The sequence below is a fragment of the Archangium lipolyticum genome (assembly GCF_024623785.1).
GTDB classification, from domain to species: Bacteria; Myxococcota; Myxococcia; order Myxococcales; family Myxococcaceae; genus Archangium; species Archangium lipolyticum.
Window position 1 is genome coordinate 78,120 of record NZ_JANKBZ010000027.1, and the last position, 15,295, is coordinate 93,414.

10 protein-coding genes are annotated in these 15,295 nt (G+C 70.0%); 6 read left to right on the top strand and 4 right to left on the bottom strand.

What is annotated here, in order from left to right; translation table 11 throughout:
* Window positions 1–206: 206 nt before the first annotated feature.
* The gene (locus NR810_RS38925; protein ID WP_257460035.1) at window positions 207–1,046 is read left to right on the top strand and encodes a DUF5995 family protein; all 840 of its coding nucleotides are present in this window, start codon (window positions 207–209) and stop codon (window positions 1,044–1,046) included.
* On the opposite strand, the gene NR810_RS38930 is transcribed toward NR810_RS38925, so the two are convergent.
* Window positions 1,043–5,020, bottom strand: a complete 3,978-nt coding sequence (locus NR810_RS38930) for a protein kinase domain-containing protein (protein ID WP_257460037.1) — start codon at window positions 5,018–5,020, stop codon at window positions 1,043–1,045. The two genes, NR810_RS38925 and NR810_RS38930, sit on opposite strands and share 4 nt — an antisense overlap.
* Before the next feature lie 192 nt (window positions 5,021–5,212).
* On the opposite strand from NR810_RS38930, the gene NR810_RS38935 reads away from it, so the two are divergent.
* Complete coding sequence (locus NR810_RS38935) at window positions 5,213–7,489, top strand: CHASE domain-containing protein (protein WP_257460039.1); 2,277 nt, start codon at window positions 5,213–5,215, stop codon at window positions 7,487–7,489.
* A 22-nt stretch (window positions 7,490–7,511) separates the two neighbouring features.
* Here the strand turns inward: NR810_RS38935 and NR810_RS38940 are convergent, their stop codons facing one another.
* The gene (locus tag NR810_RS38940; protein WP_257460040.1) at window positions 7,512–7,844 is read right to left on the bottom strand and encodes a hypothetical protein; all 333 of its coding nucleotides are present in this window, start codon (window positions 7,842–7,844) and stop codon (window positions 7,512–7,514) included.
* On the opposite strand from NR810_RS38940, the gene NR810_RS38945 reads away from it, so the two are divergent.
* Window positions 7,843–8,094: a hypothetical protein gene (locus tag NR810_RS38945; protein ID WP_257460041.1), complete on the top strand. Its 252-nt coding sequence runs from the start codon at window positions 7,843–7,845 to the stop codon at window positions 8,092–8,094. The genes NR810_RS38940 and NR810_RS38945 overlap by 2 nt on opposite strands.
* 33 nt (window positions 8,095–8,127) lie before the next feature.
* On the opposite strand, the gene NR810_RS38950 is transcribed toward NR810_RS38945, so the two are convergent.
* Window positions 8,128–8,703: a hypothetical protein gene (locus tag NR810_RS38950; RefSeq protein ID WP_257460043.1), complete on the bottom strand. Its 576-nt coding sequence runs from the start codon at window positions 8,701–8,703 to the stop codon at window positions 8,128–8,130.
* Window positions 8,704–8,729: 26 nt separating this feature from the next.
* A complete protein-coding gene (locus NR810_RS38955) occupies window positions 8,730–10,958 on the bottom strand; it encodes a hypothetical protein (protein WP_257460045.1) in 2,229 nt (742 codons plus the stop codon).
* A 297-nt stretch (window positions 10,959–11,255) separates the two neighbouring features.
* Between NR810_RS38955 and mmsA the strand changes: the two genes are divergently transcribed.
* Genes mmsA through NR810_RS38970 form a run of 3 tightly spaced genes read left to right on the top strand, consistent with a single transcriptional unit; the run spans window position 11,256 to window position 15,231 of the window.
* Complete coding sequence (gene mmsA, locus NR810_RS38960; RefSeq protein ID WP_257460046.1) at window positions 11,256–12,740, top strand: CoA-acylating methylmalonate-semialdehyde dehydrogenase; 1,485 nt, start codon at window positions 11,256–11,258, stop codon at window positions 12,738–12,740.
* A gap of 57 nt (window positions 12,741–12,797) precedes the next feature.
* Window positions 12,798–14,051: a GTP cyclohydrolase II gene (locus tag NR810_RS38965; RefSeq protein ID WP_257460047.1), complete on the top strand. Its 1,254-nt coding sequence runs from the start codon at window positions 12,798–12,800 to the stop codon at window positions 14,049–14,051.
* Window positions 14,044–15,231 (top strand): URC4/urg3 family protein, encoded by a 1,188-nt coding sequence (locus NR810_RS38970; RefSeq protein WP_257460048.1) that lies wholly within the window; start codon window positions 14,044–14,046, stop codon window positions 15,229–15,231. The genes NR810_RS38965 and NR810_RS38970 overlap by 8 nt, the downstream gene beginning before the upstream one ends.
* Window positions 15,232–15,295 lie beyond the last annotated feature (64 nt).

The following is a 15,295-nucleotide window of genomic DNA, read 5'->3' on the forward strand; positions in this document are numbered from 1 at the left end:
CCAGAGGGAGAGGGGTGGTGGGCCATCTTGCCCTCGCTTCCTCGTCAGTCCTCGTGGGGGAGCGGGCGGACGGGCCAGGCCCTCCTGTGTCACATCCGGCTCTCTTCCTCTCCAACCGTCTTGGGTGTGACGCACTGAGAGGGAGAGTCGATATGGCGGATATCCATACCCCGTCGCCTATGTGTGGCGCCGAATGTGACGCTCGCATGCACAGGCCCCGGAACACGGACGAGGCGCTCGTCTGCATGCGCAAGAAACTCCGGGAGTTCTACGCCTCCGGCGACAAGCGGGCCATCTTCCTGCGCGCCTACTACGTCATGACGACCCAGGTGAACGCCTCGGTCCATGGTGGCAACGAGGACTTCGATCAGCCCATCTTCTTCGACCCCGAGTGGGTCGATCGGCTCGCGGGCCGGTTCGCCCAGCTCTACTTCCAGTCCCTCCAGAAGCCGGCCTGCAAGGCCTGGAAGATCGCCATGGAGCGGGCCGCCAGCCCTCATGCCTCGAGCGTTCTCCAGAACATGGTGCTCGGCATCAACGCCCACATCAACTTCGACCTGGCCAATGGCGTCCACGAATTCATTCGACGAGCCGGAGAGCATCGGGACGCGGAGCTCATGGCCCGGCGGAAGTTCGACCATGACCAGATGAACAACGTCCTCGTGCGTTGCAACCCGAAGATCCAGGACATCCTCGGGCGCGAGTTCGGCGGAGGCATGCGGCTGTTCAGCGGCGTCCTGGGCAAGTTCGACGAGCTGCTCACCAGCACGGGGCTGCGGTACTACCGGGACCGCGTCTGGTGCAACGTGCTCGGGTTGCTGTCGGCGAAGGGCCCGGAGGAGCTCGCCAAGGTGCGGCTGCGGCTCGAATGGGAAGCCCAGCAGGTGGCCGAGTTCATCATCGACGGCAGCTGGATGAACAAGCTGGTGTATGGAATGGACAGCATCCTGTGCCGGCGGAACTTCCAGGGCAGGTTCCAGCCGGACGAGGCCGGAGCCATCCACGCCATGGGGCGCATGGACCACCGTCTTCAGCTGCCTCATTAGAGGAGCGCGTGCGCCTCCAGCTCGTGCAGGGCCCGCCGCTCGAAGGTGGCGGCCCCCTGCTCCCGCGCCAACCGCACGGCCCGCTGGAAACACTCGCGCGCCTCCGGCTCGTGGCCGAGCGCCCGCAGGGCCTCTCCGCGCAGCCGGTGCAGCTCGGCCTCGTAGAAGTGCTCTCCCGACGTCTTGGCCCGCTCCAGCCCCTCGGTGGTGAGCTCCAGCGCCTCACGGGGCTGCCCCAGCTTGAGGTACAGGCCCGCCAGCAGGCCGAGGTCGTGGTGCCGCTGGCCGGCGCGGATGCCCGGCTCTTCCCAGCCCCGCATGGTCTCGCGCATGAGCGCCAGTCTTCCCTTCGGGTCCCCCGCTTCCGACAGGGCCCAGATGCGGATGAGCGTGGCCCAGACCCTCCAGGCGCGGAACCCGTGCTCGTTCGAGAGCGTGATGGCCTCCTCGGACCACTCCAGCGCGCACTCCGCTTCGCCCCGCAGCTGGCAGGCCACGGCCAGGTATGTCAGCACGCTGGCGGACGTGTGCGCGTGGCCGATGTTCCGCGCCAGCTCTAGCGCCTCCCGGCTGTACTGGAGCGCTTCCTCCTCCCGGCCGAGCACCGAGTGCACCATCGCCCCGATGGCCAGCGCCGTGGCGCGCGGGTTGATCCACTGCGTCTCGGCCATGGCCCGCTGCTCCTCGAGCGGCAGCTCCGAGCACTCCAGGGTCTTCTCCACGTGCTTCAGGGCCGCGGGCATGTGTCCCCAGATGAAGCAGTCCACCGCCATCATCCGGTGCCCCAGGGCGAGCAGCTCCCCATCCTGGTGGCGCTCGCCCCGGGCCACGAGCTGCTCGGCGAGTTCGTGCGCCAGGGTGTACTCCGCCCGCGAGAAGAAGTAGGCGAAGAGCCCGAAGTAGGACAGCCGCAGCCGTGGCAGCGCCTCGCCCACCTGGTGGATGAGCTCGCGCGCCCGGGTGTACGTCCGCTCCACCTCCTCCGAGCGGTAGCCCTGCACCTGGGCCAGCGGCGTCCCCAGGGCGATGAGCAGCCGCAACTCCCGCTGCAGCCGCCGCGGCTCCTCGGGCAGCAGGCGCAGCATCCGCAGGGCCTGCCGGAAGTGGCTCACCGCCTCCTGGTTGGCCGAGCGCAGGCTCGCGTTGTGTCCCGCCCGCTCCCAGTAGGGCAGGGCCCGGGCGTACTCGCCGGCCTCGGTGAAGTGGTGGGCGAGCAACTCCGGCTGTGCCTCCGCCACCTCGGGGGATTGCTCCAGCAAGGCCTGGGTGATGCGCTGGTGGAGCCGCCGGCGCGCTCCGAGCGGCAGCGAGCGCCACGCCGCGTCCTGGAGGAGGGCATGGCGGAACTGGTAGCCGGGGGGCCCGGTGCCCTCGGCGCGGGGTTGCAGCACCCCGGAGGCAACCAGGCCCTCCAGGTCGCGCCGCAGCGAAGCGGGTCTCTGCCGCGTCAGCGCCGTCAGCAGCGCGTGCGAGAAGCCTCGCCCGAGCGCCGCGCAGGACTGGGCCAGCGCCTTCTGCCGGGCGGGCAGTAGATCCAACCGCGCCAGCAACAGCTCGTTGAGGGTGATGGGGATGGAGCCGGGTGTCCCATGCTCCAGCACCATGTGCGTCATCTCCTCCACGAAGAGGGGGATGCCGTCCGTCCGGGCCACGAGCTGTTGGATCAGCCCCGGGGGCAGCGCATGGCCGTGGGCGGACTCGCGAACCAGGGCGGCGGTGAGCTCCGGTGGCAGTCGCTCCAGCGTGAGCGTGTGCATCCAGGGACGGCGAGGCCAGGTGGGGTGGAAGTCGGGCCGGGCGCTGAGGACGAAGAGGACGCGCTCCTTCTCCACCCGCTCCAGGAGGTAGCCGAGCAGCTCCAGCGTGGAGGGGTCCGCCCAGTGCAGATCCTCCACCACGCCGAGCACCGGCCGCTCGCGGGCCACGCGCGACAGCAGCTCCGCCACGGCCTCGAAGGTGCGCTCCTTGCGCCACTCCGGCGAGAGCTGGGGAAAGGGGAGTCCCTCGGGCAGGGGCTGCGAGAGGAGCTGGACGAGGAGCGAGGTGTGCTCGGGGGATAGGCCCGGCTCTCGCGGTAACAGCGCGCGCGAGGGGAAGAGGCGCCGCAGTACCTCGATGGCGGGTTGGAAGGCGCTGGTGCTCGACTGCGGCCAGCACTGGACCTGGAAGTGCTCACACGGCTCCTGGCCCATCCGCTGGTGCAGCTCCTGGATGAGGCGGGACTTGCCGAGGCCCGCCTCTCCACTGACGAGGACGAAGGACCCCTTGCCCTGCCGCGCCTCGTTCCAGCATGCGAGGAGCCGCCGCAGCTCGTCCTCGCGTCCCACCAGCGGGGTGAGGCCCCCGGCGGCGGCGAGTGCCCGCTCGAAGCGGAACGTCGCTGGCCGCTCGTGCAGCACCCGGTGGAGGCCGAGGGGCCGCGGCCCCGAGAGGCCCCGGTATGGGCGGGACCCGAGCGCCTCGGTCTCGAACGTCGCGCGCACCAGCGCCCAGGTGGACTCGCTGAGGACGACGGTGTGGGGCTCGGCCTGCTCCGCCAGCCAGGTGGCCACCTTCGGGGCCTCGCCCTGGAGGAGCAGCGCCTGGCCTCCCTGGCCCCGGGTGTGCTCGCCCAGCGTCATCAGGTCCGTGTGGATGCCCACCCGGAGGGCCAGGGCATCCGGAGGCAGATGCGGCAGCTTCCGTTGGAGGAACGCGGGGAGGTCCCGCACCAGGGCCAACCCCACCTGGACGGCGTGTTCCGAATCCTCCTCCCGCGCCACCGGGTAGCCGAAGCAGGCCAGCACCTCGTCACCGAGGTACAGGGCGATGGAGCCGCCCCGCAGCTGGACGAGCTCCGCGCAGCGCTGTTGGAAGGCATCCTCCAACTCGCCCAGCTCCTCGGTGTCCAGTGGTTCCACCAGCCCGGCCAGTCCGCTCAACTGGCAGGACACGAGCGTCACCTGCCGGCGCTCGGCGGCCACGGTGCGCACGCTCCGCCCGTGGTAGCCGAGCCGCTCGGTCAGCTCGCGCAGCTCCTCCACGAGCTCCTGCGCCGTCTGGTAGCGCTGCTCGGGGGCCTTGGCCAGCAGCGTGGCCAGCAGGGGTTCCACCTCCCGGGGTAGCTCCGGGTGGTACTCGCGCACGGGCGGAATGGGCTCGTCGGAGAGCACCCGCGCGCGCAACTCGGGAATGGTGGTGGTCGGATAGGGGAGGGTGCCGGTGAGCATTTCGTACAGCACGACTCCCGCGGACCAGATGTCGGTCCGCTCATCCTGCCGCCGGCCCGTCCACTGTTCCGGCGCCATGTAGGCTGGCGTGCCGGCGCTGGGCAGGTCGAGGAAACCGGGTGCCGTCCCCTCCTCCAGCAGCCACGCCAGGCCGAAGTCGAGCAGCTTCACCTCGCCCTGCCGGGTGAGGAAGACATTGCTCGGCTTCATGTCCCGGTGGATGACGTGGTGCTCGTGGGCGTGGGCCAGCCCCGCGGCGATGCCGGACATGATCTCCAGGGCGCGCTGGGGCTCCAACCGCTGCTCCCGCCGCAGCACCGACGAGAGCGATTCTCCCTCCAGACATTCCATGATGAGGAAGGGAATGCGCGGCTCCCAGGGCGCGCCGGACCACTCGGACGTGTCGAAGAGGCGGACGATGTTGGCATGGGCCAGCTGCGCGATGGCCCGGGCCTCCTGCTGCAGCATCGAGACGAGCTCCTCATCCGCCAGGGGGGAGCGAGGGAGCAGGAACTTGAGCGCCACCTCGCGCCTCAGCCGCGAGTCCCAGGCCCGGAACACCCGGCCCATGGAGCCGCCGCCCAGCTGCTCGAGAATCTGGAAGCGGTGGCCGTCGCGTCCTCCCAGCTGCTCGCCCTGGGTCGGAAGGCGCAGCAGGGAGGGGCCTCCGGCGACGGCCCTTGCCAGCTCGTCGCCGAAGTCCGAGTCCTCGAATCCTGGGTCCGAGGAGTCTCCGCCTCCGCTCCGACCGGTGTTGTCTGGCATGACATCCCCCAGTCCTCCCCACCGGGCAGCCCACGTCGGTGTGCCGTCCCAAGCGACCCGACCCGAACAAGCTAGGGACCCCTTGGAGCGCGAGCAACGAGGCCGCCCGCGAGGGCAGTGGGGCGTTCATCACCGGGCGTGGATGGAGAGGGCGCCGCTGGTGCGTTGTGGCTCTGCTCCAACGGCTCACCCGTGACGAAACTCCTTCGCCCTCCCTCTCTGCTCCGGCTCCCGCGCAACCTCGTTCCCTGGGGCGTGCTCGCTCTCTCGCTGCTGCTCACGTGCTGTGTGAGCCTGCTGCTGAAGACCAACGTCCGGGCAATCGACGAGGCACGCTTCGAGAACCGGGTGCAGGCCGCCTCCGACCGCATCGAGCGCCGGCTGGATACCTATATCGCGCTGCTGGAAGGGACCGAGGGCCTGTTCGCCACCCAGCACGACGTGACGCCAACCGAGTTCTCCGAGTTCGTCCAGCTGCTGCGGGTGCAGCTCCAGTACCCCGGCATCCAGGGAATTGGCTTCTCCCGGCGCTTCTCGCCCGGGGAACGTCCCGCCCTGGAGCACTGGGCACGCACGGCGGGAGGGATGCCAGACTTCCACGTCTGGCCGGAGAGCACCGGGAGCGAGCTCCACTCCGTCGTCTTCCTGGAGCCGCGCGACGCGAGGAACCAGGCGGCCATGGGCTACAACATGTACTCCGAGCCCACCCGCCGGGAGGCCATGGCGCGGGCCCGGGACACGGGGCGGCCCGCCCTCACCGCCAAGGTGACGCTCAAGCAGGAGATTCACGAGGAGAAGCAGGCGGGCTTCCTGCTGTACCTGCCCGTCTACCGGGGAGGCCGCGTGCCGGACACGGTGGAGGGGCGGCGTGAAGCGCTCGTCGGCTTCGTCTACAGCCCCTTCCGCGCGGGCGACCTGCTCCGCGGCATCTTCGGCACCGAGCGGCAGCCGCGCGTGGCCTTCGAGCTCTACGACGGCCCGGTGGTGGACCCCGAGAACCTGCTGCACAGCTCGCACGGCGCCGGGGCCATGCCGGGTGCGCCCATGTTCACCACCACCGCGACGATCACCGTGGCCGGGCGGCCGTGGACGCTCTCTTTCGCCTCGCTGCCCGTCTTCGACGAGTTGGCCTCGGCGCGGCTGGTGCTGCCCTTCTCGGTGGCGGGAGTGCTGGTGAGCCTGGCCTTCTTCCTCATGACGCTTGCCCAGGTGCGGGCGCGCACGGAGGCGGAGCGGAGCGCGGATGGGTTGCGCGTGGCCCTGAGGGAGCGGGCCCGCGTGGAGGCGCAGTTGCGCGAGGCGGACCAGCGCAAGGACGACTTCCTCGCCATGCTCGCCCATGAGCTGCGCAATCCCCTGGCCCCGGTGCTCACCGCCGTGCAACTCATGGAGCGCAAGCAACGGGAGGGGCAGCACCTCGACCGGGAACGTGAGGTGGTGGAGCGCCAGGTGCACCACATGCGGCGGCTGGTGGATGACCTGCTCGACGTGTCGCGGGTGACGCGGGGGAAGATCCAGCTCCAGAAGCGGCCGTTGGAGTTGGTGGCCGCGGTGGGGCGTGCGCTGGATGCGGCGCGGCCCTTCTCCGAGTCACGGGGGCACACCCTGCGCGCGGAGCTGCCGGTGGGGCCGGTGTGGACGGAGGCGGACCCGGTGCGCATGGAGCAGGTGCTCACCAACCTGCTGCACAACGCGGCCAAGTACTCGGAGCGCGGTGGCCGCATCACCCTGACGCTGGAGCAAGAGGGGGGCGAGGCGGTGATGCGGGTAGCGGACACGGGGATGGGGATTCCCGCCGAGGCGCTGCCGCACCTCTTCGAGCCCTTCATGCAGGTGGCGCGCACGCTGGACCGGGCGCAGGGCGGACTGGGCCTGGGGCTGACGCTGGTGAAGCGGCTGGTGGAGATGCACGGCGGGCGCGTGGAGGTGGCGAGCGAGGGAGTCGGCCGGGGCAGTGTCTTCACGGTGCGGCTGCCGGTGCTGCCCGAGGCGCGGGTGCCGGTGGTGTCCGAGGCCACGCGGCCCGAGCGGGAGACGCCCTCCGTGGGCCGCCGCGTGCTCGTGGTGGACGACAACGTGGATGCCGCGGAGCTGCTCGGCGAGGTGCTGGAGCTGGATGGGCACCAGGTGACGGTGGTGCACGATGGCCTGACGGCACTGGAGCACGTGGACCGAGTGGACCCCGACGTGGTCTTCCTCGACATCGGCCTGCCGGGAATGGACGGGTACGAGGTGGCGCGCCGGATGAGGCAGCGGCCGGGTGGCGCGGACCTGCGGCTGGTGGCGCTCACCGGCTACGGGCAGGCCTCGGACCGTCAGCGCTCGCGCGAGGCGGGCTTCGATACCCACCTCGTCAAGCCGGTGGATCTCGACACGCTGCGCGAGCTGGTGGCGGACGCGGAGAGGCCCGCGAGGACGCGACCGGAGCGCGCCGCGGACTGGTGCTCCGAGGGTTCCTTCCGCGGGTAGTCGCTACCCGAGGTGGGTGTTTTCACCGCCGCTGGTCAGCGGCTTGACGCATTCTCCTAAAAATGTGCTTCGCGCGGCGGCTCGCAAGCACTACGCGGAGTTGTACCCGCGGTTCGCGGAGGTCCTGTCCGATCAGGGGCGTACTCTTCCCATCCACCATCGGCGCCAGCTCGAACACGCGCACCTCTTCCCCGATGAAGACATCAACGCGGGAGAAAACCTGGCGATGTTGCAAAGGCACGTTCACAGGGAGATCAACTTCTTGTGGGGGAGGTTTCGACAGGCTCGTTCCAACCCGACAGCGGATGAAGTGAGACGCGCCGCCGAAATCATTGATAGGCATTTCGAGGGTCATGCCCGTGGCCTCCAACGTGGACCGGTTCTTCGACACCCTCTCGCGCTACCTGGAGCTCAAGGCCGCGGACCCGAGCTGCCAGGAGTCGGGTGATGTGGATATCGGCTTTCCCTACGATGCGATCGAGCTCATCGCACGGGACGAGCGGCTGGTGGAGTTGATGCGCGCGGGGAGCTTCGACTCGTTGATGAAGTATGTGGAAGACGAGACTCGCCGCTGGGCCGCGAAGGTGATGGGCACTCCGGTGTGAGTGCCCTTTCCCTCGCCGTGGAGCGACGGGCCGCTACTGCTCCTTCTTCGAGGGGCGCAGGATGATGACCTTTCCTCCGTTCTCGTCCCGCTCCACCGTGCCCGGCTGCGGCTTGCTCGCCGGGGTCGCGCCCTCGGCGCTCAGGGGAATGGACTGCGAGGACTCGTAGATGCGGCCCTGCACCTCCATCCGCACGTCCACGACGGCATGGCCGGAGACGCCCGGGGGCACCGTCACGGTGACCTCGTGGACGGCGGGCTGACCCGGCTCGCAGGTGGGGTGCTGCTTCTCGGCACCCTGCACCACGACTCCCTCCGTGCCGCGCACGCGCGTGCTCAGCGAGGTGCAGGTCTGCTCCGGGACGACAGTGGCCACGAGGGTGAGCGGCGACTCCGCCTTCACACTGCCCCGAGGCGTGGCTCGCAGGGTGAAGGGCGGCCGGGCCTTGCCGCCGTTCCAGGGCTCCGCCTTCCGGTCCGTCTTGGGCGCGGGAGTGGAGGGGCGCGCCACGGGAGCGGGTGCCTCCGGGGCGGGGGGCTTGTGGGCCTCGGCGGGCGTGGCGGCCGCACAGCCGAGGGCCAATGTCGCGATGAGCACGGGGGTTCGCATGTCGTGGAGTTCCTTCCGGGTGTCGCTCACGGGGTGATGGTCACGGTCCAGCCGGTCACCTCGGACTCGTAGCCCTCGATGTCGAGCACGTACTCGGTGCCGGGCACGGAGTCGAACGTCGTCTGCTCACAGCCATTCTCGGTCGCCGCACGGGCGACGAGCTCGCCGCCGCCGTAGACGTAGAAGTCGAGCACGTCCTGTGCGCACGTGGCGCCCTGGAGGTTGGAGAGGCTCACCGTGGTACGCGTGCCCGTGGCGGTGAAGCGGTACCAGCGGTTGTAGCCGAACTTGTTGTAGGCGTAGTTGTAGCCACCGGAGTTCGTCCGGTCGTGGGCGGTGGGCTCGTTGGCTCCAGAAGCCAGCACCCGGTACAGGCGCCAGAAGTCCGCCGGCTGGTAGTTGAAGGTATCCGCGGGGTAGCCGCGCGCTCCCACGGCGCCCTGCGCGTAGTGCGCGCCGATGTCGTTGTCGACGTCGAAGAGGTCGGCCGTGTCCCCGCTGCCCTTGCACCGGCCGGCGCACAGCGCGTCGTAGGGCGTGTCGAGGACCCGCTCCCACAGGTCGCGCAGGGTTTCCGCCGAGGCGCCGTAGCGCTGGTTGTACGCGGCCGCGAAGGTGTGCACGGTGGTGAAGGCCGGCTGCGTCCGGTGGGCGTTGCGCAGCACGTCGTGGATGCGGTCGTAGTTGCCGCTGCTTGCCGTGGCATCCCGGTTCTCGTACAGGCTCCAGAGGAGGTACTGGACGCTCGTCTCGCTGTACACACCGCGGTCATCCCCCTGGGGCGTCACGGCCACCGGGATGGTGAAGCCGGAGCCCTGCTTGCGGCCGGAGGTGTCCACGTACACCGGGTCATTGAAGGTCATGCCGGAGAAGGCGTTGCCATACCCTTCACCGAAGGCGACCGTGGGCACCAGGGACTGCGCGGACGAATGCGAGCCGCCGATGCTGTCCGAGCGGTAGAGCCGGTCCTCCAGGAAGTGGCCGAACTCGTGCGCGATGACGTGGTCGTCGTACTCGTCGGTGTCCACGCCCTCCTGGCCGAGGATGAAGAGGTTGGAGACGTCGTCCACGCGCGTGTAGTGCGAGGTGCCGATGGCGCCGGTCTGCCACTTGCCCGACTCGTCGGTGTTGTTGGGGCTCCAGTTGGCCCGCAGCAGCGGGAGGGCCATCTTCGGGTCCGCGGTGCACACGCGCTCCATGGCGCTCACCAGGGTGTCCAGGAGGGCGAAGGGCGCGCCGGTACGGTCGGTGTAGCCGGACGTGTCGTGAGCGATTCCGGCGTGCATGTCCGCATCGAGGTTGGAGCCCGTGAAGGTGTCGGACTGCATGGCGTAGCGGGCCTGCTCCCGGGTGTTGTCCACGAGGTGGACCTCCCACGAGGCGCCCCGGCAGTCGTCCTGGCCGATGCCGTCCGGCTGGTAGTCCGTCACGGCCGAGCCGGCGTAGACGCGCACCACGTAGGGCTGCGCGCCCGGCAGGCTCATGGAGTACGTCCCGTCATCGCGCGTCAGGGTGCTGGCGAGCACGGTGCCCGAGGGCTGCTCCACGGCCTGCACCAGCGCCCGGCGCACCGGACGGGACTTCTTGTTCGCGTAGTCGAGCCCCGAGCCGGTCGGCCCATGGCGAGTGGGCACATGGTCGTAGGTGAGGGTGCCGCCCAGCCGGAGGCCCGGGCCGCAGATGACGAGGATGTTCGTCACGTCGGCGGCGTCCAGGGTTCCCCTGCCACCCTCCACTACGCAGGCGCTGCCCTCGGGATGGGTGCGGACGGTGACCTTGTAGGCCTCGCCCGAGCTCAGGCGGCTGGGGAAGGTATGGGCGCCGTTGGCCGTGATGGTGATCGGGTCGGTGCCGTTGTTCTGTAGCACCAGCGTTCCCGTGAGCTGCGACACCGTCACGCCGATGCCGTAGCGCAGGTCCTGGCAGGCCACCTTGACGTTGGTGGCGGGCTCGTCACCGATGTCGCCACTGCCCTGCGTCACCTCACAGGTCTGTCCGCGGGGCTGGGTGAGGATCGCGACCTGATAGGCCGTGCCAGGCTCGAGCAGCTTGGGGAAGAGGAAGGGGCCGTTGTTGCTCACCGTCAGCTGCTCGCCGCCGTTGAGCTGGAGGACCAGGGAGCCGCGCAGGCCCTGCACCGAGCCTCCCACGGGTTGGGCCACCAGGCCGCAGCCCGCGGCGAGGAGGCTGTTGAGCAACACGAAGGCCACGAGGCGGGCGGCACGGGGCTCGCCGAGGAGTCGGTCGGAGGTCATAGGGGCTGGACCCCGAGGGTAGCGGAGCCGCTCCCCTGACTCCAACCGGGGCCCACCTCATCCACCACGTTCCGGCCCGTTCGCCGGGCTGGCGGGGGGACGTCTTCACCGAGGGCCGTGGTTCCGTTTCTGTCACTGCGCAGTGCGTTGTCGGTGCGAGTGTCGGATGACGAACGGAGTTTCCATTCCTTCGTATCCCCCCCGGATTACCGGGTTATCGGAGCCCCCTGATATGCTCGCGCGTGACGTGGTCGTTACGGTTCACGTGACGCGAGCGTCAAAAGTGGGGGAGCGCGAGTGTCCTTCGTCCAGTTGCCCGAGAGCGTTACCACCTGCCGCAATCTCGTGGGAGGGGAGTGGCTCGTTCCGCGAGATGCCTCGCTGCTCGACGTGCACAGCCCGTATACGGGTGGAGTCATCGGACGGGTGCCGCTGACACCCGCCGATGGGGTGGCGCAGGCGGTGGATGCCGCACGCTCCGCGGCGCCCGCCTGGCGCGCCACGCCCCTGCGCGAGCGCACCACGCTCATGGGCCGCTTCCGCACGCTGCTCGAGAGCAACCTGGAGCGCCTGGCCCACCTCGCCGCCAGCGAGGCCGGCAAGACGGTGGCCGAGGCCCGCGCGGGAATCCTCAAGGGCCTGGAGGTGTGTGACTTCGCGCTGTCGCTGCAGAACCTCGACACGGGCGGCGCGCTGGAGGTGAGCCGCGGCGTCACGTGCGAGTTCCGGCGCGAGCCGCTCGGAGTGGTGGCGGGGATTACTCCCTTCAACTTCCCGGCGATGGTGCCGCTGTGGATGTTCCCCATCGCGGTGACGGTGGGCAACGCGTTCATCCTCAAGCCCTCGGAGAAGGTGCCCCTGACGGCGTGCGCGCTGGGCGAGCTCATGGTGGAGGCGGGGATTCCCCGCGGTGTCTTCTCCGTGGTGCACGGCGGGCGCGAGACGGTGGAGGCGCTGGTGGCGCACCCGGACGTGCGCGCGCTGGCCTTCGTGGGCTCCTCGCCCGTGGCGCGGCGCGTGTACGCGGAGGGCAGCGCGCAGGGCAAGCGCGTGCTGGCGCTCGGCGGGGCGAAGAACCACCTCATCGTCGTGCCCGACGCGGACGAGGCCCTCACCGCGCAGTCCGTGGTGGACTCCTTCACCGGATGCGCCGGCCAGCGCTGCATGGCGGCCAGCGTGCTGCTCGCGGTGGGGGACGTGGAGCGCATCCTCGGCCGAGTGGTGGAGCGCGCCTCCCGGCTGGAGGTGGGGGGCGGCATGGGCGCCATCATCGACCGGGCGAGCCTGTCGCGGCTGGAGGCGGCCATCGCCACGGCGGAGCGGGCGGGTGCGCGGGTGTTGCTGGATGGGCGCGGGAAGAAGCCCGCGGGCGAGCCGTGGTCGGGTGGCCACTGGCTGGGGCCGACGATTCTCGATGGCGTGCGCCCGGACATGGAGGCGGCGCAGCGGGAGCTGTTCGGCCCGGTGCTGTCCATCGTTCGAGTGCCCACGCTGTCGGCGGCGTTGGAGGTGGAGAACGCCTCGCCGTATGGCAACGCGGCCTCCATCTTCACCACCAATGGCGCGGTGGCGCAGGCGGTGGTGGAGGGAGCGCGCGTGGGCATGGTGGGCGTCAACGTGGGCGTGCCCGTGCCTCGTGAGCCCTTCTCCTTCGGTGGCACCGGTGAGTCGAAGTTCGGCCACGGTGACATCACCGGTGTGTCCAGCCTGGGTTTCTGGACGGACCTGAAGAAGGTCACCCGCAAGTGGACCTCTCGTACCGACGGCAGCTGGATGAGCTGACGCGTCTTCCCCCGCTGTTTCCCTTCACCGCTGCGCGCACTCCGAGGAGGGCGCCTCATGGCCGACAAGAAGCCCGTCAATCACATCCGTCTCACCTCTCACCCGGACAGCGATGGCCAGGTCACTCCCATCCGCTGGGGAGAATCCGAGCCCCTGCGCCGGGGACCCGTCATCGCCACGCTGACGGAGCCCGCGCATCGCAACGTCATTGGGACCCACTCGGGCTCGTACGCCATCTACCGGGCCGTCGCCGTGGCGGCTGGACAGCTGACGGCGGACCATCGGGCGGACCTCACCAACACCGCGCCCGCGGTGCAGATCGGCCCTCACAAGGCCTGGTTCGACCCCGAGCGCATCGTCTCGATGGACCCGTGGGGCGCGGTGGCTCCGCAGGCCTTCCGGGGCTACCTGGACCAGGGCATGGACATCCGGCCCACCATCGCCATCACTCGCGCGCACATCAACATGCCCGAGCTGCGTGATGCCATCACCGCCGGCCGCCTCAAGCCGGATGGCAGGATTCTCTGTGCGAACGGGGATGTCAGCGTGGTGAAGGCCGCGGTGGAGCCGGTGTGGTACCTGCCGGGCATCGCGAAGCGCTTCGGCCTCAGCGAGGCGGCGCTGCGCCGCGGCCTCTTCGAGCAGACCGGCGGCATGTTCCCCGAGCTCATCACCCGCTCGGACCTGGAGGTGTTCCTGCCGCCGATCGGAGGGCTGACGCTCTACTTCTTCGGGGACATGGACACCATCTCCAACCCCGACGTGCCGCTGGCGGTGCGCGTGCACGACGAGTGCAACGGCTCGGACGTGTTCGGCAGCGACATCTGCACGTGCCGGCCGTACCTCACGCACGGCATCGAGGTGTGCATCCAGACGGCGCAGGAGGGCGGAGCGGGCGTCATCGTCTACTCGCGCAAGGAGGGCCGCGCGCTGGGCGAGGTGACGAAGTTCCTCGTCTACAACGCGCGCAAGCGTCAGGAGGGCGGGGACTCGGCGGCGACCTACTTCCACCGCACCGAGTGCGTGGCCGGCGTGCAGGACATGCGCTTCCAGGAGCTGATGCCGGATGCGCTGCACTGGCTGGGCATCACCCGCATCCACCGCTTCGTGTCCATGAGCGACATGAAGCACGACGCCATCGTCCGGTCGGGAATCGAGATTCTCGAGCGCGTGCCGATTCCGGAGGAGCTGGTTCCCGCCGACGCCAAGGTGGAGATGGAGGCGAAGAAGGCCGCCGGCTACTTCACCACGGGCAAGGTGGCCTCGAAGGAGGAGCTCGTGGAGGTGAAGGGCAGGGCGCTCGATGCGTGAGGCATCCACCGTCGCGTATCTGAGGAGCCCTCGCGCCATCCGTGAGCGCTGCCGGGCCCTGTTGGAGCTGGGGCTCGCCGGGAAGCTGAAGCACTTCCGCGTGGACATGGAGCGCGTGCCCGCCGTGGCGGACTACGTGCTGGAGGTGACGCGCGCGGCGTACCCCACGCTGGAGATTCCGGTGCACAGCCGCTGGGGACACTTCGACGTGGGCGGCGTGCGGCGCAATGCGGAACTGGATGCGCGTCTGGCCTCGCTGCCGCCCGCCGAGCGGGCCCGGGCGAAGCTGGACCTGGTCATCACCAGCGTGCTGTTGGACGCGGGCAGTGGTCCCACGTGGAAGTACGTGGAGTCCGGTGGTGGCACGTATGTGCGCTCCGAGGGCCTGGCCGTGGCCAGCTTCCGCATGTTCCTCGCGGGAGCGTTCTCCTCGGATGCGCGCCAGCCGTTGCGCGCGGACGCGGAGGGGTTGCAGCGGTTGAGCCTGGAGTCCCTGGCGAAAGGCTTCCAGGTGACGGAGGCCAATCCACTCGCGGGGCTGGAGGGGCGGCTCGCGCTGTTGCAGGGGCTGGGCCGGGCGCTGCCGAGACCCGGAGCGCTCTACGACATGCTGGCGGCGAAGGGCGCGAAGGTGCCCGCGGCGGAGGTGCTGGGGCAGGTGCTGGAGTCGCTGGGGCCCATCTGGCCGGGGCGCATCACCCTGGAGGGCGTGAACCTGGGGGATGTGTGGCCGCACTCGGCGCTGGGGGCCGAGGGCAGCCCGGAGTCGCTGGTGCCCTTCCACAAGCTGTCGCAGTGGCTGACGTACTCGCTGCTGGAGCCGCTGGAGGAAGGCGGCATCCAGGTGACGGACCTGGACGCACTGACGGGTCTGCCGGAGTACCGCAACGGTGGGCTGCTGGTGGACCTGGGCGCGCTGGTGCCGAGGGACGCGCGGCTGCTCTCGGATGCGTACGCGCCGGGAGCGGAGCCCATCGTGGAGTGGAGGGCGCTGACGGTGGCGCTGCTGGACGAGGTGGCGAAGCGGGTGCGCGAGCGGCTGGGGCTGACGGCGGAGCAACTGCCGTTGGCGAAGGTGCTGCAGGGGGGGACGTGGAGCGCGGGGAGACGGATCGCCGCGGAGAAGCGTCCTGGGGGCACGCCGCCCATCCGTATCGAGAGTGACGGGACGGTGTTCTGAGAATGCCCCCTCTCCCTCTGGGAGAGGGCTGGGGTGAGGGTCTTCTTTTTACTCGAGCAGCGAG

What these genes read in the sequence shown, in the direction of transcription:
- NR810_RS38970 (WP_257460048.1), top strand. Translation starts at nt 14,044, where the DNA reads ATGCGTGAGGCATCCACCGTCGCGTATCTGAGGAGCCCTCGCGCCATC.
- NR810_RS38945 (WP_257460041.1), top strand. Translation starts at nt 7,843, where the DNA reads ATGCCCGTGGCCTCCAACGTGGACCGGTTCTTCGACACCCTCTCGCGC.
- NR810_RS38950 (WP_257460043.1), bottom strand. Translation starts at nt 8,703, where the DNA reads ATGCGAACCCCCGTGCTCATCGCGACATTGGCCCTCGGCTGTGCGGCC.
- NR810_RS38940 (WP_257460040.1), bottom strand. Translation starts at nt 7,844, where the DNA reads ATGACCCTCGAAATGCCTATCAATGATTTCGGCGGCGCGTCTCACTTC.
- NR810_RS38955 (WP_257460045.1), bottom strand. Translation starts at nt 10,958, where the DNA reads ATGACCTCCGACCGACTCCTCGGCGAGCCCCGTGCCGCCCGCCTCGTG.
- NR810_RS38965 (WP_257460047.1), top strand. Translation starts at nt 12,798, where the DNA reads ATGGCCGACAAGAAGCCCGTCAATCACATCCGTCTCACCTCTCACCCG.
- NR810_RS38930 (WP_257460037.1), bottom strand. Translation starts at nt 5,020, where the DNA reads ATGCCAGACAACACCGGTCGGAGCGGAGGCGGAGACTCCTCGGACCCA.
- NR810_RS38925 (WP_257460035.1), top strand. Translation starts at nt 207, where the DNA reads ATGCACAGGCCCCGGAACACGGACGAGGCGCTCGTCTGCATGCGCAAG.